Here is a 15,562-nt window from a genome sequence, read left to right on the forward strand (position 1 = left end):
CGATGGATATTTTGACATGACGAATGAAAAATCCCCGCTGACGACGCTCCGGTGTCTGGTCGGCGCGGTGCTCCTTGCGGCGCCGTTGGCTGCCTGTTCCTCGCTCGGTAACGTCGGCCCGTCCACATCTGCCGTTCGCAACGCGGGAGGCAACGACTATGCCGGCAGCGGGATCGTCGTCGTCGATCTGGACGATCAGGCGGTCAAGCGCGCGAGCAGTTTCGCGCGGTCGCAAAGTCTGGCGGGCGTTTTTGGCGACCGCCCGCCTGTCGGCACGGTGATCGGCCGCGGCGACGTCCTCGACGTCACAATATGGGAAGCGCCGCCCGCCGTCCTGTTCGGCAATAGCGCTCCGCCGGGCACACTTGCCACGACGCCTGCGCAAGGCGTGACCATTCCGCAGCAGATGGTCGGCGACGCGGGCACGATCAACATTCCATTCGCCGGCACGATCGAGGTTGCCGGCCGGACGACGGCAGACGTGGAGCGCGCGATCGTCGCCCGGCTGGCCGGACGCGCGCATCAGCCGCAGGCCGTCGCCCGGTTGGTCCAAAACGAAGCGCGCAACGCAACGATCGTCGGCGAAGTCGGGGCGAGCCGACGCGTTCCCATCACCGCAAAGGGCGAACGGCTGCTCGACATTCTGGCGTCGGCAGGCGGCCCGCGCCAGCCGGTCAGCAAGACGACGATCCAGCTTTCGCGTGGCGGCGTGGTCACATCGATGGCGCTCGACGCGATCATTCGCGATCCCGCGCAGAATATCCGCGTTCAGCCGGATGACATCGTCACCGTCACGTTCCAGCCGTACAGTTTCGTTGCGCTGGGAGCGGTTTCGCAGAACGCCGAAGTTCCCTTCGAGGGGGCCGGATTGACTTTGGCGCAGGCGCTGGGCCGCATCGGCGGGCTGCGCGTGGACATGGCGGATATCGGCGGCGTATTCGTCTTTCGTCTGGAAGATCCGGCCGCCCTCGACCCCGCGCTCGCGCAGGATGCCCGACGCCTGGAGGACGGACGGATTCCGGTGATCTACCGGCTGAATTTGCGCGATCCCGCCAGCTTTTTTGCGGCCCAGGACTTCGCGATCCGCGACGACGATCTCCTCTATGTATCGACCGCGCTGGGAGCCGATTTGCAGCGCCTCCTTTCTACGCTCTCGAGTGTCGCCTTCTCTACGATCGCGATCGGCGATGCGGTCAAATGAGAATGCTCGGCGGGATGCATGCGAGTTGACCTGGATTGTTTCAGCCTACCGTTAGCCGATCGTACGCGAATGCAGCCCCGCAACGTTACACTCTGTTTCGTTCTGGCATGTCGCCGTCGAAGACGGGTTACAATTATGCGCAAGGTGCAGCGGGTCGATAACAGAAAGGCTCCCGCCAATGCCGAAGTGCCCTGCGTTCGCTCGCTATCCGCTGGCGCGACGGACAAGCCCCGACAGTCCTGGAAACGCGCGGGCGAAGGCTGGATCCGGTGCGTGTCTGTACAGCGCCCGGTTTGTCGCGGCCGCGCTTGCCGCCGTGTGGCTTTCTTCGTCGATGGCCGCCGTGGCGCAAGGCCCGGTTCCCGAACCGGCGTCAGAAGTCGGCACGTGTGCATGGAACTCGCAAATGTCAGTAACGGGCGGCGGTCTCAACCTGCTTTTCATCGATTCCGCCGCCGCCTATTGGTCGAGCGATATTATGGTTCCGGCGGGAGCCGGCCTTCGTTTGCGCGGCACATTCCCCCATGCGCGTTACATGTCGATCGTCACCTATGACGCGCGGCGCCGGACCATCGACCATCTGACCGATGTCGATATTCAGCCCGATGCCGGATCCACGAACCCGTTTATCGCGGGGGCGCGCAGGGACGCGGCGCAGCGCGGCTTCACGGTGTCAGTGATCCACGACGTCAAGCCGCAAAGAAAGCCGACAGCCAACACTCTTTACGCCCGCCCCACCGGCGCGGGTGCGTCCGACGAACCCGTGCGCATCACGCTCCGCGTCTATCAGCCGGACGAAGGCGTCGCATGGTCGGATATCGCGCTGCCGGCGATCGAACTCGTCGAGCGCGACGGACGCAGCCGGATCATCCAGCCTTGCAGCCAGCGCACGGCGACGCCCGCAGCCGACCGCCTGGAACGCCTTTTCAGCCTGTTCCTTGCGCGAAGGTTCGCGGACATGCCGCCGCTCACCTGGTCCATTTTCACCCCCGATGGATTGGGCGAGAATATCGACAACGCCTATATCTACACCGCATTTGATCCGAAGCAGGGAGCGGTTCTGGCATTCGATGGGCGGGCCCCTTCGGCGCCGCGAAGCTTTTCCGGGCAATCGGTGATGGCAAGCGGAGAGCTGCGTTACTGGTCCTTTTGCTCGAGCCGGATGACCACGGCGGTGATTGACTGCGCTGTCGATGAGTTTGTGCCGCTCGACAACCGCGGCCATTTCCGGATCGTCATGACGCGGCCCGACGACCGGCCCGCGAATGCGGTCGCTTCCTGCGGCATTACATGGCTTCCCGCGCCCTCGTCCGGACCCGGCGCGCTGATTTATCGCCACATGCTGCCGGCGCCAGGTTTCACCCTATCGATCCAGTCGCTCGGCGCCTCGGGCGATCCGCTGCAACTGGGCGATTATTTGCCGCAGGGTCGCTATTACACAAAACAGGCGTTCGAAGCTTTGGGTTGCCCTGTGGCGCCCGCCTCGCCGCCATTGCCGAGCAAAGGTTGATTTCAGCCCGAAACTACCTCGTAAATAACCTCCCCTTGCTCAGATCCGGCGATCGGATCGGCATATTCGGCATATTCGGTTCTTATGTAGCGCATACCGATCTTTTCCATGGCGCGGCGCGAAGCCTGGTTCACGGCCATCGTCTGCGCAGTAATCCGCCCATATCCGGCGCGTTCCAACCCCCAGGCGACGAGCGCGCCAGCGCTTTCAGTCGCCAGCCCCTGCCCCCACGCGCTTTTGCAAAGCCGATAACCGAGCTCCGCCTGCCCGTTGTCGACAGGCCGAAGTGACAGCCATCCCACGAAGGCGCCACTATGGCGGAGACGGATCGACCAGACGTCCGGCTCGCCACCCCTGAGCATAAGAAACGGAGCCTCTAAGGGGTCGGTGACGGAATGATCCACGGCGCCGCCGTTGAGGTAGCGCATCACGTCGGCGTCGCGTTCCAGCGCGATGAAATCGTCACGGTCCTCCGGAACAGAAGGCGCAACCACGAGCCGGCGCGTGTAAAGGACGGGCCGGTCACCGCTCATCGCGCCGGTCTGCCCACGGATATTTTCTTCATTGCGTTACCATCCACCTGCTTCATCCCCATTCCCGCTGTCATTTGCGGGCCGGGAAAAATGTCCTTCCCGGGCAACCAGGCCGTGCTGGGGCAACATGCTACGCCGCAATGCCTCCGAACCAAAAGCCCATTGCATCGCGCAGCCGCTCGTCATCGAGGCTCCCCGCCCACGCAACGTAGCCGTCCGGACGTAGCAGGACCGCGTCGGGCGTCGGCACGCGGCCGATCACCGGCAGATCCCACGGTGCATCGCAGAGCGCCGAGACCCGCTGAACGCGGTCGCTGCCCGGCACCAGGACGGGGTCCGCCCCGCCAGCAAAGGAGAAAAGGACCGGTCGCGCGCGGTGGAGATAATCGTAGATCCGTCGCTTCTCGCCCCCGACCACAATATCAAGATCGGGAATACGGCGTCCGACCAGCGGATGATCATTTTCAAGGTCATATTTTATCGCGAGGCCAGACCGATCCGCGACAAGAAATTTGCGTGGCGCCTCCATTACTGCCAGTTCCGCCATTCTTTCCCCAAGCGCCACGCTGCGCGGATCGCGCCGCTGCAGCGCGACATCGGCCATCGCATTGCGCAGCACGCGATCGGCGACCGGATGACGTTCGGCCTGATAGGTGTCGAGCAGCGTGTCGGGCGATACGCCCTGCAGGACTTGCGCCAGCTTCCATCCCAGATTGATCGCATCCTGCACACCCATATTGAGGCCCTGACCGCCCATCGGCGGGTGGATGTGCGCCGCGTCGCCAGCGAGGAGGACGCGGCCTTGCCGATAGGCGACGGCCTGTCGGCACCGGTCGTTAAAGCGTGAAATCCAGGTCGCGTCGTGGATTCCGAAGTCGGTGCCGTAGACTTCGACGAGACGCGTTTTCACTTCATCCAGCGCAGGTTCGTCGCCGCGATTGAGCGCGCGCTCGACGAGCACGATACGGACCTTGCCGGCTTCGTCCATCTGGCCGAGCGCGTGCGTGCCGTGAGCGTCGTGCGCGAGACCCCATTTGGGTTCCTCGCGCCATTGGGCCTCGGCAATCAGCCAGCTCTTCGTGGGCTCCCACCCCGCAAACTCGATGCCGGCCAGCTTGCGCACGGCACTCCGCGCGCCGTCGCATCCGACGAGATATGTCGATCGCAACTGCCTGCCGTCGGCAAGTCTTGTCTCGACCGCCTCCTCGCTCTGCGAAAAATCGCTCAGCTCGCAGCCGCGATAAAACGGCACCCCCAGCTCGGCAACGCGATCGGCCAGCATCGCCTCGAACCGCTTCTGCGGTAAAGCCAGGAAATAATTTCGCCGCGTCGGCGTGTCACTCACATCAAGCATTACGTCATGAAAGGGCGCCATCTGGAAACGCTCTCCCTCAGCAACGAAGCGGTCCCCTAGGCCGCGCTGGTCGAGCACCTCAAGCGTCCGCATGTGGAGGCCGCCCGCGCGCATGCCGATGAGCTCCTGTGTTTCGCGCCGCTCGACGATCGCGGCATCAACACCAGCCAGAGCCAGTTCATATGCCAGCATAAGCCCGGTCGGGCCGCCGCCGACGATAGCGACTTGGTATAGCCGGGCGTCCTCATCGGACGAACGGATTGGCGCGCCGGTCGAAGTCTTCTGGATCAAAATTTTTCTCCATGGCAAATAAGCCATTGAAAAATATCACGAAGTTTTTTCTCGCCAATCCTTGAATTCAACTCTTTCGCGGCCATTTAGGTACCGAGAGAGACGTGCATCTTTCCGCACGCTCGGTGAGCTTCGCGCATCGCCTCTCAACCTTCTGTCTTCCCATGCAAAATCGTTGCGCGGATGCCTTCAGCTTTTGGCGGAAGCGCGGCCCCGTTTGCGTCGCCGAGCGACGTATTTCGCGATGGCCGAACGACGCCAGGAAATTTTCCTGCTGCTGGCGGGTAACCAGACCCGACCGATTCGCCGTCGTATATCATCGTCCGGTGGATCGCCCCGATCTCATCGGATTGGGATAGCAAGGCAACGCACAAACCGACGCGACCTATATCACTTTGGCCGGACTGCAGTATATTGAACGACAGCAATGCGCCATGTGCCCGCCGCGCGGCGCAGCGTATATGTTACTCTGAGCCGCCGCTCTCCAGTGGCCCCCTTCAACACCAGCGATGCGATAATTGTGCAGCCGGCATCCAAAGCGCGTTGCGTGTCGACCTCGAGCGCTATGTCTTGGCGCGATGCGTTTGGATCGCTGTAAAATCCCAGTACAGCCGAACGGTCGTCCAGCGCGCCGAGCGGCGAAATCTCCACATAGTCAGGATCCATCAAACGCGCCATTCGACTCGTGTCGAGACGGTTTTGCGCTTCGACATAGTCCTCGACGACGCGAGCCGCTTCAGCGGCGCATTCAGTTGTTGGCGGCAAATGCTCCGGAGCGGTCGGGGACGTGCCCGCGGCGGCGACGGGCAGCGCCAGAGCTCCCAATGCCAGAAACAGGCCTTGGCCCCAGCCCCGCGAGTATCGAATCCTGTCGGCACACAAATGTGTCTTTGGAGCATTCAAGGGCGCAGTCACGATGAAATGTCTCCTAAAAAAGACGCTGGCTACGCACCTATTGTACTTCTGCTGAAGTACTATAGTCGCCGAACGATCAATTGATCCTGCCCAACGGCCCGGCAAAACCTCTCCTGTTCGGGCGCGGCCTCAATGGAGCGCATATCGGCGCGAGGCAGCGGCCTGCGAAGGTCGCACCTCCAAACGACTTGGGCGATAAGGCAAATCCGCAAAGCGCCATTTGGTGCTGGACATTCAAACAGGCTGCAAATACCAATAAGATACCAATTATTGCAAGACGACGACGGCGATTCCATCCAAAGGGTCGCCCGGCTATGCCCAAGCAAAGGACGGCCCTATGACATTCTACCTTGGCGTGGACGCCGGCGGAACGGCGAGCAAGTCGAGGCTGGTCGACCAAGATGGCCGCGTTTTGGGGTCCGGCAAGGCCGGACCGGCGAATGCACGCGTCGGGCTCGACAAGCTGCACGACACGCTGCTCGACGTCTGTTTTCAAGCGCTTCGCGAAGGCGGCGTCGATGAAAGCCTTTACGGCACGGTGCGCGTCGGCATGGGCATTGCGGGCATCAACCGTATGGGGATGAAGCAGCAGCTCCAGCTGCTCGAATTTCCCTTCGCCCATGTCCAGCTCACAAGCGATTCGATGATCGCCAATCTGGGGGCCCATCGCGGCGCCGACGGCGCCATCCTGATCATCGGCACCGGCAGCGTCGGCCTCGTCAAGCGCGGCGAGGACAGTTTCAGCATCGGCGGCTATGGATTTCCCATTTCGGACGAGGGGAGCGGCGCGGCCTTGGGGCTCAGCGCGATCCGCCATGCGCTTCGCGCACTCGACGGGCGGACGCGCCCGACGCCGCTCAGCCAGGCGGTAACCCAGCAATTCGACCATGCCATCCCCAAGGTCATCGCGTGGATGGACGATGCAGCCCCGGGCGATTACGCCAGCTTCGCCCCGCTCGTGATGGATTATGCCGAAACCGGAGACGAAATTGCGCTGTCGATCGTTCGCGATGCGGCGCAGCATGTCGAACGCTTCATCGAGACGATCCTTGCCAAGGGCGCAACGCGCTGCGTGCTGATGGGGGGACTTGCCGAACGCATCAAGCCGTGGCTGCGCGCGCGCATCGTCGAAAAGCTCGATGAGCCGCTGGGCGATGCGCTCGACGGGGCGCTCCTCTTTGCAGGCTTGCCGATCGCGACCTCCGCGCGCGGCTGATACCAAAACAGAGAGGACTAATCCGCCGCGCCGCCGATCCAGCAGCGCAGCGGCGCAAGGTCGCGGTCGAGCAGCACCAGGTCGGCGCGCAGCCCCGGAGAGATACGCCCGCGCTGCGCCTCCAGCCCGAGGAATTCGGCCGGGGTCGCGCTCGCCATTCGTGAGGCGTCGGCAAGGTCGAGCTGCATCAGCGCGACCGCGCCGCGCACCGCCGCCGCCATGTCGAGCGCCGACCCTGCCAACGTTCCGTTGGCTGCGCGCAGAGCGCCGTCCTGCTCGCGGATCAGCGTCGATCCGAGCATGAAATTGTCGCGGCGAGTACCCACGGTTGCCATCGCATCGGTCACAAGCATCAGTTCGCCCGCGCCCTTCGCGCGAAAAGCGGCGCGGAGCGACGCCGGATGGACGTGGTGCCCGTCGACGATCAGCCCGCAGACAAGATCGCTCGCGAGCGCCGCGCCGACGACGCCGGGGGCGCGGCTGTCGAGTCCCGTCATCGCGTTGAACAAATGGGTCACGCCGCGCATCCCCTCGTCGCGCGCGCGCATCATTTCGTCATAGCTCGCGAGCGTATGCCCCGCCGCGACGATGACGCCCGCATCGACGAGGCGGCGGATCAGCCCCGCGGGTGCCAGCTCGGGCGCCAGCGTGACGAGCGTGCGTCCGCCGCGGAGCGACGACAGCAAAATTACCGCCGCTTCGTCGAGCCGACGGAACTTGGTCGCGTCGTGGATGCCGCGCTTGCCCTCGTTGAGAAACGGTCCCTCGACATGAATTCCCGCAACGCCCGGAACTCCCACGGCGATTGCCACCTCGACCGCCGCGATCCCGCGCTCGATGATGGCTATGTCGTCGCTGATCAGCGTGGGGAGCAACGTGGTCGTCCCGAACCGGCGGTGGGCGGCCGCGATCGTCGCTATCGCCTCGACCGTTGGCGCATCGTTGAACAACACCCCGCCGCCGCCATTGACCTGGGTGTCGATAAAGCCGGGGAGCAGCTCACCCTCAGAATAGCGTTCGACGTCCATGTCGCCGGGGAGCGCCTCGACCGGCAGCACCGCCTCGATTGCCGCGTCGCGCACGACAACGGCATGATCGCGCCGCCACCCGTCGGCGGCGAGGATCCGCGGCGCGGCGATGGCGAAGCGCGCGCTCATCGCGTCTTCGTCACCTTCGCAAGGCTCGGCGGGCGGTCGGGATCGAGCCCGCGCAACAGCGACAGGCGGTTAGCGAAACGATAGAAAGACTGAATCATCGCAATCGGTGCGGTGACGGGATGTAGCCCGGCGACGACGGGTAGCGCATGAGTCGATGCAAAGCCTTCGCCGGCGACGGCAATGTCGGCCCCGCGCGCAGCAAAATCGGCAAGCAACGCGTCGGCGCCCGCACGCGCTTCGTCGAGCGGCGGAAAAACGAGCAGCGGAAAACCCGGCCCGACGAGCGCCATCGGCCCGTGCGCGACTTCGGCGAGGCTGAACGCTTCGCCATGGATCGCACAGCATTCCTTGAACTTGAGCGCCGCCTCGGCCGCAACGCCGAGCGTGAGCCCGCGCCCGAGCACGAAGAGGTTTCGCGCCGACACAAAAGCCTGCGGTATCTCCCACTCGGCCTGCCACGCCGCTTCGAGGTCGTGGGGAAGCCGTTCGAGCGCGGCGAGCAGGTCGCGCTGATTCGCCCAGGCAGCGACGAGATCGACGAGCGCGGCCAGCGTCGCGATGTAGCTTTTCGTTGCGGCCACGCTGGTTTCGGGGCCGGCGTGGAGCGGGACGACCGCATCGACCGCGGCCGCAAGCGGAGAGGCGGCGTCGTTGACGAGTGCGACGGTAAGGGCGCCCGCGCGCCGGGCGGCCTCGGCGGAGAGAAGAAGGTCGGGACTGCGGCCCGACTGCGAGATGAGCAACAGCACCTGTCCCGCCAACCCCCGCATCGGCGTCTGGTAAAGCGAGGCGAGCGACGGCGCATAAGAGGCAACGGGGATGCCGAGCCGCGTTTCGATCAAATATTTGGCAAAGGTCGCTGCATGATCCGAACTTCCGCGCGCGCAGGTGAGCAACAGCGAGGGCTTGCGCGCCGCAAGCGTGCGGGCAAGCCCCGCCATCGCCTCGCGGTTTTCCGCGCGCTGGCGGCGCACCGCCGCTCCCGCTTCGGCGGCTTCGCGGAACATCAATGTGTTCTGCACGTCGGCAATGTCGGCTTGGCGCGATTCATAATACCTTTATAATACCAATTTACCGCGTCCTGCAAGGCTGCTATACAGGGTCATGATCGACGCCAGCCCTATTGCCGAGCGTTTCGGACCGCGGCTTCTGACCCGCCCGGCGGCGCTCGCCGCCTATGCGCAGAGCGAGGGGCATCATCGATATCCGCCGCCCGCGCTCGCCGCACAGCCCGAAAGCATCGAAGAGGTGCAGGAACTCGTCCGCTTTGCCGGAACCCATGGCCTTTCGGTCATCGGCTATGGCGCGGGAACCTCGCTCGAAGGCAATGCAGCGCCGGTGGGGGCGAATTGCCTGATCGTCGATTTCGCGCGCATGAACCGGATTGTCGCGGTGCATCCCGAAGACCTGCTGTGCGTCGTCGAACCCGGCGTGACGCGCGAGCAGCTCAACACCGACCTTCGCGCGACGGGGCTGTTCTTCCCGGTCGATCCCGGCGCGAACGCGTCGATCGGCGGGATGATCTCGACCCGCGCCTCGGGGACGACGACCGTCCGCTATGGCAGCGTGCGCGACAATGTCCTGGCGCTGAAGGTCGTCGGCGCCGACGGCGAGCTGATTACTACCGGGAGTCATGCGCGCAAATCGGCCGCAGGCTACGACCTTACGCACCTGTTCACGGGGGCCGAGGGCACGCTTGGCCTCGTTGTCGAAGCAAGCCTCCGGCTCCACGGTCAGCCCGAGCATATTGTCGCCGCCACCTGGGATTTCGAGAGCGTCCGCGGCGCGGTCGATACGGTGATCGCAACGATCCAGTCGGGCATCCCGATCGCGCGGATGGAATTGCTCGACGAGGTCGCGATCCGCGCGTGCAACGCGCAAAGCGCGCTCGGCCTCGTCGAACGGCCGACCCTGTTCCTCGAATTTCACGGGTCCGAAACCGGGGTGCGCGACCAGCTCGACCTCGTGCGCGCCATCGGATCTTCGTGCGGCGGCGGAACGCTCGATTTCGCATCGGACTCCGACAGCCGCAACCGGCTGTGGCGCGCGCGCCACCAGATGTTGTGGGCGACACGCGCGATGGTCGCAGGCGGCATGACCTGGACAACCGACGTTTGCGTCCCGATTTCGCGTCTCGCCGATGCAATCGGGCGCACAAAGACCGCTATTAAGGACGCGCGTTTGTTTGCGCCTGTCCTCGGCCATGTCGGCGACGGCAATTTCCACGTCATCTTTGCCCTGCATCCCGACGATACCGAAAGCTGGGACAAGGCGCGGCGCGTCAATGCGGCGATGGTCGCCCACGCGCTTTCGGTCGGGGGCACCTGCACCGGCGAACATGGCATCGGGCTTGGCAAGCGTGAGGCGCTGCTCCGCGAACATGGCGAGCCGGCAATTGCGGCGATGCGGCGTATCAAACAGGCGCTCGACCCGCATGGCCTGTTCAATCCCGGGAAAATCTTCCTCGACGACGCGGCGATCGCCGGCACGCCCAGTCTAAGGTAGCCGCAGCTCGCTGACGAAATCAAAGCGGTCGCCGCGATAGGCCGAACGGGTCAGCTCGACCGGGCGCCCGTCTGCGCGGCGCGTGATCCGTTCGATGCGCAATATCTCGCTATCCTCGGCAATCGTCAAAAGCCCGGCTTCGGTCGGACCGGCCAGCGCGGCGCGGATGCGCTGGCGCCCGCCGACGGGCCGGTTTCCATTACTTTCAAGAGCGCGGTACAGCGAGCTACCCACCGCATCGAGCGCAGGGAGCATGTCGGCGGGTACGATGGCATTTTCGACCGCAAGCGGTTCGCCGCCCGCCAGGCGGACGCGGCTAAGGCGAATGACCGGTGCGCCCGTGGCAATTTCGAGCAGTTGCGCCTCTTCCGCCGACGCCTGCCCGCGCGACTTCATGATCCAGATCGTATCGCTCTCGGCACCGCGCGCTTCGGCATCCGCGCTGAAGCTGCTGAGCTGTGACCCCGGCGCTTCGATGCGCTCGGTGACGAAGGTGCCCGACCCCTGGCGCCGCGTGAGCAGGCCTTCGTCGGTGAGCATCTCGATCGCCTTGCGCACCGTAACGCGCGATGCGCCAAGAATGTCGCACAGATCGCGTTCCGACGGCAGCGCCTCGCCCGGCCCGATCTCGCGTTCGACAATCTTGCGGCGCAGCGTCGCGGCGAGCTGGAGATAGAGCGGCGTGCTCGCAAAGCGGGTGTCGGATTCCGCCGCTTCGCTCATTCGGCCTCGCCCCCCGAAGCCGCGATCGCGCGCGCAAGGATGCCGTCATGTTCGGCGAGCAGGGCCGCGGCCTCCCCCGGCGACAACCCGCGGGCAACCAGCACGGCGCGCTTGATGTCGCGCCCCGCGCGATCGAGTGCATCGGCCGCCCTGTCGGCATCGCACGCCGCTAGCGTCGCAACGATCCCGCGCGCGCGCTGGAGCAGCTTGTCGTTCGAAATGACCATATCGACCATCAACCCGCGATAGACGCGCCCCAGGCGGAGCATGATCGCGGTCGACAAGAGGTTCGCGATTGTCTTCTGTGCCGTCCCCGCCTTCATGCGCGTCGACCCGGCGACAAGCTCGGCGCCTGTCGCGGCGAGGATTGGAAATTCCGCCGCGTCGAGCAAGAGGGTGTCCGGGTTGTTGGCGACGCCGATGGTCAGCGCGCCCGCGGCGCGCGCGGCTTCGACGACCGCGACGGTGAAGGGGGTGCGCCCGCTGGCGGCAATCGCGATGACTACATCGTCGCGCCCGATCGCGGCATCGTGCACGCGGGCCCGCGCATCCTCCGCATCGTCCTCGGCGCCCTCGGCGCTGTCGGCGAGCGCGTTCATTCCGCCTGCCATCAGATAGACGAGCCGGTCGGGTGGCCAGTTGAAGGTCGGGCCCAGTTCGACGCCGTCCTGCACCGCGATCCGCCCCGAGGTGCCTGCGCCAGCATAGACGAGGCGTCCCGAGTGCCCAAGCCGCGCCGCCGCCGCGTCGGCCGCTGCGGCAATCGCCGCCGTTTGCCCCCGGATCGCCTCGACCGCGGCAATCTGTCCGTCGAGCATCGCTTCGACCGCATGCTCGGTGGGCCAGCGGTCGATATCGATAAACTCGGGATTGCGTGTTTCGGTGTCGGTCATTCGAATCCCCGCCTCGACCAGTGGCGCATAACGCACTCCCGTTTGTGGGTCGCCGGCGGTCGTCCACCGCCCAACTATACGGCGCAGCGCCGGCGCCAGCTCTTTCTGGGTCTACCCCGCGCCATAACCAATTACAATACCAACCTAATACCATTCAGTCAAAAGAAAGGGCGGAGCGCATGGGAACGCTCCGCCCGGTAATTTCAGCAATCGAAAATACTTACCGCATCTTGAACCGGACGCCGATACGGAAGCTGCGGCCGAGAAGGTCCGAATAGGTGCTGTTCGCGGCAAGCCCTGTTTCGGGAAGCAGCAGCGGATCGGCGTCGAACAAGTTGGTGACGTTGAAGAACAGTTCCGCCTCTGAGCCGCTGTTGACACTGACCTTTTGCGTCAGGTTGAGATCGACGTAGAAGGTCCCATCGACATGATTATCGTCATAGGTCGGATTCTGGCTGGTCGAGGTCGGACAGCCGGTGGTGCATTCGATCGCATTCGCGAGATATTTGCCCGAGCTGACTCCGCGCCCGGTGAGGGTGCCGGAGAAGGTCGGCGTCGTATAATTGAGGTTGGCGCGGAAAATCCATTTCGGCGTGCTGGATTGGCCGCCGTTGGCGCCGACGGTGTTCACCGGGGTAGTTCCGGCGATGCCGGTATCCGCCAGATTTTCAATATAGCGCGTGGCGGTACCCTTTATGGTGATCGAGCTTGCCTCTCCCACCGGCAGGCGATACGCGGCGTCGAAGTCGATACCGCGCACCAGACGGCTTACATAGTTGAATGGCTGGGTGCGGATCAGCAGATAGGGAACGGTTGGCGTCGAGCGCGTGGGATCGGTGGTGATCGCGTCGCAGAACTGCTGAATGCCTTCGTCGCAACGATTGACCACTTCCTGCGCGCTGATCGTGTCGATCGCATCTTTCAAATCGATGCGGAAATAATCGACCGACGCGCTGAAGCCCGGAAGGAAACGCGGCGTGATCACGCCCCCGATGTTCCACGAATCCGCCTTTTCCGGCTGGAGCGCCAGGTTGCCCGTCGTCAGGCCGGAATAGGGGAAAAATTGCGGGCCGTTCGCCGGGTTGTTGGCGTCGAAATTGGGATTTCGCACCGAATCGCTATTTGCGGTGCCGGCCTGGAACAGCTCGTTCAGGTTGGGGGCCCGAATATCGCGCGATCGCGTCACGCGAAACCGAATATCCTCGATCGGCGCCCATGTCGCGCCCAGTTTCCAGGTGGTGACATAACCCGAGGTCGAATAGTCGGTCGCGCGTACCGCCCCGTTGAACTCGAGCCCAAAGCCGAGCGGTACCAAAGTCTCGAGATAGGCTTCCTTCACATTGTAGCTGCCCTTGAACGGCAGGTAATTGCCGACCGACCAGGCGTTGCGGAATCCGGGCCGGCCATTGGCATCCACCGTTGCAATCGGCTGGAATTCGGTCGGCACGCTGCCGCGGATTTTTTCTTCGCGATACTCGGCGCCGATCGCGACGCTGACGTCGCCGGCCCAGGTGGCGAAGGGGGTCAACGACAGGTTCGCGCCCGCGACATATTGTTCGAGCACCTGTTTGCGGAAAGGATCGCCGAGCACATAATCGATCGCCGCCGGATCGGCCACACCGAGGCCTAGACGGTTGAGCGGTACGCAGCTCGGATCATTGTTGGTCGCATCGGTATCGACGTTGATAAGACACTGAATCGAACCGTCGGGCGCAAAGGCCGCGTTGGTTGCGTTGGTCATGCGCGTGACATGCATGATGTTGCGCAGCTGTTCGCGGACATCCGACCGGCTATATTGACCAAAGATGTCCCAGCGCGCCGATTTGCCGAAGGCGTCGAACTGCCCCTCGGCACCCACGACATAGCGTTGAACCTGACGCTTGTTGTTGATCCCGCGGAACGGCAGGTCGGCCGCGGTGGTCGTAATGCTGACGCTGGTGACCCCCGCAAGCCGCGCTGCGCCCAACGTCTGCAGGGCAAACGCATTACAGGTGGTGGGGACCGGGATGGTCGTGCAGCCCGTCGTGTTGAGCGTGGCCGAACCCAGGTTGGGACCTGCGTTGAAGAAGACTTCCTGCTTGTTGAACGACCCTTCGGCGAACAGCGTCACGCCGTCCGACACGTCGAAGCTGAGACGGCCATAAAAGCCGTAGCGGTCGTCCTTCGGGGCGAGACCGATACGACGCCCCGAATCGTTGACCCGCCAGTCGCCGCCCACCGTTCGGGTAACCGCGGCGGAGCCGCCCAGCGCCGGCGAGTTGAAAGACCCATATTGGAACGGGATGACCTCGCCGTTCTGGCCGAAATACAAACCCCGTAGCGCGTTCGGGGTGGTTCCCGTGGAACCGGTGATGAAGCCGCCCGGCGCCTGGTTGGTCTGGCCCGCATTTTCGTAAAAGGTGATGAAGGCCGGCTGGCCGTTGGTCGCCGTATAGGTGGGGTTGGCAATAGCCAGATAGCCCTTGTGGTTCCACGGCCGGTCGTTCGGGTCGATTTCGAATATACCGTCCTGATGCGCGATTTCGGCATTGAACACGGCATGACCGCGGCCATCGGCGAACGACGTGCCGCCCGCGACGCTGCCCGAATAGTTGAATCCGTCGCCCTTGTCGGTGATACCGATGTCGCCGGTGATCCGCAGCCCTTCCATCTTCTTGTTGAGGATGAAGTTGACGACGCCGGAAACGGCATCAGAGCCATAGGCGGAGGAGGCGCCGCCCGTCACGACTTCGACACGGTCGATCAGCGCTTGCGGGATCGTGTTGATGTCGACCCAGCCGTAGATCGTCGAGCCGACCGAACGGCGACCATCGACAAGGATCAGTACCCGGTTCTCTCCCAGGTTACGCAGGTTGAGCGCGTTGACGCCCGCAGAGCCGTTCGAGATGTTGAGGCGAGAGTTGGCGGGTTTGGTCGATCCGGCGAGCTGCGGCAACTGGTTCACGAAGTCGGCGATATTGTTCGACGGCGACGTATTCTGAATATCTTCCTGAGTCAGTACGACAACCGGGGTCGGTGCCTGAAAACCGTCGCGCGCGATGCGCGAGCCGGTGACGATGATCTGGTCGGATGCCGCGGATTCCACCGTTTCGGCGGGCTCCGCCGTCGCCTGCGCCAGCGCCGGAGCGTTGTGAACGAGAGCGAGCGCCGTCATCGCCGCGCCAAGGTTGCGTTTGCCGACCAGCGGCAGGCGAATTCGTTCAAGATCACGCATGTTAACCGTCCCCTTTTTTTTTGCCCGAGGGCCAAGCTGTTCATCGTTCG

General features: G+C 64.1%; 12 protein-coding genes. 4 read left to right on the top strand and 8 right to left on the bottom strand.

Annotated elements, in window-relative coordinates:
• The first annotated feature begins 16 nt into the window (after nucleotides 1–16).
• Nucleotides 17–1,201, top strand: coding sequence for a polysaccharide biosynthesis/export family protein (locus VSX77_RS01695; RefSeq protein WP_338425947.1), 1,185 nt, complete (start codon nucleotides 17–19; stop codon nucleotides 1,199–1,201).
• A gap of 406 nt (nucleotides 1,202–1,607) precedes the next feature.
• Nucleotides 1,608–2,711, top strand: coding sequence for a hypothetical protein (locus VSX77_RS01700; protein ID WP_338425948.1), 1,104 nt, complete (start codon nucleotides 1,608–1,610; stop codon nucleotides 2,709–2,711).
• Nucleotides 2,712–2,713: 2 nt separating this feature from the next.
• On the opposite strand, the gene VSX77_RS01705 is transcribed toward VSX77_RS01700, so the two are convergent.
• The 3 genes from VSX77_RS01705 to VSX77_RS01715 form a co-directional block, all read right to left on the bottom strand.
• On the bottom strand, nucleotides 2,714–3,244 hold the full coding sequence (locus tag VSX77_RS01705; RefSeq protein WP_338425949.1) for a GNAT family N-acetyltransferase: 531 nt from the start codon (nucleotides 3,242–3,244) through the stop codon (nucleotides 2,714–2,716).
• Nucleotides 3,245–3,374: 130 nt separating this feature from the next.
• Nucleotides 3,375–4,889: an FAD-dependent monooxygenase gene (locus VSX77_RS01710; protein ID WP_338425950.1), complete on the bottom strand. Its 1,515-nt coding sequence runs from the start codon at nucleotides 4,887–4,889 to the stop codon at nucleotides 3,375–3,377.
• Nucleotides 4,890–5,279: 390 nt separating this feature from the next.
• On the bottom strand, nucleotides 5,280–5,804 hold the full coding sequence (locus tag VSX77_RS01715) for a nuclear transport factor 2 family protein (RefSeq protein WP_338425951.1): 525 nt from the start codon (nucleotides 5,802–5,804) through the stop codon (nucleotides 5,280–5,282).
• 337 nt (nucleotides 5,805–6,141) lie between these two features.
• On the opposite strand from VSX77_RS01715, the gene VSX77_RS01720 reads away from it, so the two are divergent.
• Nucleotides 6,142–7,020 (top strand): BadF/BadG/BcrA/BcrD ATPase family protein, encoded by an 879-nt coding sequence (locus tag VSX77_RS01720; RefSeq protein WP_338425952.1) that lies wholly within the window; start codon nucleotides 6,142–6,144, stop codon nucleotides 7,018–7,020.
• Nucleotides 7,021–7,037: 17 nt separating this feature from the next.
• Here the strand turns inward: VSX77_RS01720 and nagA are convergent, their stop codons facing one another.
• Both nagA and VSX77_RS01730 read right to left on the bottom strand, forming a co-directional pair.
• A complete protein-coding gene (gene nagA, locus VSX77_RS01725) occupies nucleotides 7,038–8,177 on the bottom strand; it encodes an N-acetylglucosamine-6-phosphate deacetylase (protein WP_338425953.1) in 1,140 nt (379 codons plus the stop codon).
• Nucleotides 8,174–9,184: an SIS domain-containing protein gene (locus VSX77_RS01730; RefSeq protein WP_338425954.1), complete on the bottom strand. Its 1,011-nt coding sequence runs from the start codon at nucleotides 9,182–9,184 to the stop codon at nucleotides 8,174–8,176. The genes nagA and VSX77_RS01730 overlap by 4 nt, the downstream gene beginning before the upstream one ends.
• A 97-nt stretch (nucleotides 9,185–9,281) precedes the next feature.
• On the opposite strand from VSX77_RS01730, the gene VSX77_RS01735 reads away from it, so the two are divergent.
• The gene (locus VSX77_RS01735; RefSeq protein ID WP_338425955.1) at nucleotides 9,282–10,682 is read left to right on the top strand and encodes an FAD-binding oxidoreductase; all 1,401 of its coding nucleotides are present in this window, start codon (nucleotides 9,282–9,284) and stop codon (nucleotides 10,680–10,682) included.
• Here the strand turns inward: VSX77_RS01735 and VSX77_RS01740 are convergent.
• From VSX77_RS01740 to VSX77_RS01750, 3 genes are all read right to left on the bottom strand, one after another.
• Complete coding sequence (locus VSX77_RS01740) at nucleotides 10,674–11,405, bottom strand: GntR family transcriptional regulator (RefSeq protein ID WP_338425956.1); 732 nt, start codon at nucleotides 11,403–11,405, stop codon at nucleotides 10,674–10,676. The genes VSX77_RS01735 and VSX77_RS01740 overlap by 9 nt on opposite strands.
• The gene (locus tag VSX77_RS01745) at nucleotides 11,402–12,298 is read right to left on the bottom strand and encodes an N-acetylmuramic acid 6-phosphate etherase (RefSeq protein WP_338425957.1); all 897 of its coding nucleotides are present in this window, start codon (nucleotides 12,296–12,298) and stop codon (nucleotides 11,402–11,404) included. Before VSX77_RS01745 ends, VSX77_RS01740 begins: the two co-directional genes overlap by 4 nt.
• 220 nt (nucleotides 12,299–12,518) lie before the next feature.
• The gene (locus VSX77_RS01750; RefSeq protein WP_338425958.1) at nucleotides 12,519–15,512 is read right to left on the bottom strand and encodes a TonB-dependent receptor domain-containing protein; all 2,994 of its coding nucleotides are present in this window, start codon (nucleotides 15,510–15,512) and stop codon (nucleotides 12,519–12,521) included.
• Nucleotides 15,513–15,562: the final 50 nt, after the last annotated feature.

Origin of the sequence: Sphingopyxis sp. TUF1 (assembly GCF_036687315.1) — a bacterium.
GTDB classification, from domain to species: Bacteria; Pseudomonadota; Alphaproteobacteria; order Sphingomonadales; family Sphingomonadaceae; genus Sphingopyxis; species Sphingopyxis kveilinensis.